Origin of the sequence: Spiroplasma sp. ChiS (assembly GCF_002968355.1) — a bacterium.
GTDB lineage: Bacteria > Bacillota_I > Bacilli_A > Mycoplasmatales > Mycoplasmataceae > Spiroplasma > Spiroplasma citri.
Map to the genome: position 1 here is coordinate 1 of NZ_PUUH01000172.1, position 1,037 is coordinate 1,037.

Here is a 1,037-nt window from a genome sequence, read left to right on the forward strand (position 1 = left end):
ATTCATCAGTACTTATTTTTGTTATTTTTTCAAAATTTAAACCATATTCTGATAATCAATTATTAACATATCCTTGATATTTTTTTGTTAATCTAGGTGCTTTTTGTACCAACTTTGGACTTATTTTTTGTAAGTTTTTTTCAATTTTTAATAGATTGTTAATTTTCCCTAAATTAGAAATTTTAAAACCCTTAGAAAAATCATTACGTGCTAATTTTCCAATTGTATATAATAAAGTCTCATTATTTGCTTGTTTAGTAAAATCAAATATTAATTTGTTAAATAAAATTTTTTTGCCCTCAACTTGCCTTACAACATCTTCTATGTTTTTAGCAGTTACTATTCCTAATTTTTCAAGTAGTTTTGTTTCTTTTGCTAATTTTAAAATTCTAGTTGTTCGTGCAGCACGAGTTAATTTACCAATACCCCCAATTGCTGGCAATAAATTTAAAGCGGTACTTTTTGCCGTAACTTCTGAGGTTAATTTATCATATATTTGATTGACTGTAAAATCAGTTGCTGTTTCTACTCCAAACGATATAAGGGCAGCAGCAAAATTAGATAATCCCGCACCTAATCCAACAGCAGAAGCAATCCCACCAGTTAAAACTGATAAACCAAGTGCTAAAACTTGTATTCCTAAAAATTCTAATAATTGTAAACCAAAACTTTTTTGTTGTTGCTGAATTGATAATCTGGTTGGAGTTTTAATACTATAAATAAGAACAGTTTTTGTTGTTCCAATTGGCATTTTTATTTTTTATTTTTGGTTTTTTTAGTAGCAGCAGGAACTGTAATTTCCATTCCTGTTGTTTCACCAGTTAATCAATTTGTACCAATTAAACTATATGGTACCGAAACATTATTGCTAAAATTACCCTCATCTCTATCATTAAATATTGAATGATCATAATCTAAAATATTAACAATATAATCTGAAGTTGTTAAACCAGCATTAAGTTTTTGAATTGCTTTAATAAAACCAGTATTCATTTCAGTAATTACATCTGCTTTTTTAGTTAAATCAGGAACATCAC

2 protein-coding genes are annotated in these 1,037 nt (G+C 27.3%); both read right to left on the bottom strand.

All coding sequences use genetic code 4. The features are described from left to right. A partial coding sequence (locus C6B38_RS04900) for a hypothetical protein (RefSeq protein ID WP_146693316.1) occupies positions 1-751 on the bottom strand: 751 nt, incomplete at its 3' end. 2 nt (positions 752-753) lie between these two features. After that, positions 754-1,037: hypothetical protein (locus C6B38_RS10060; protein ID WP_162475884.1), on the bottom strand; the 284-nt coding region annotated here is incomplete at its 5' end.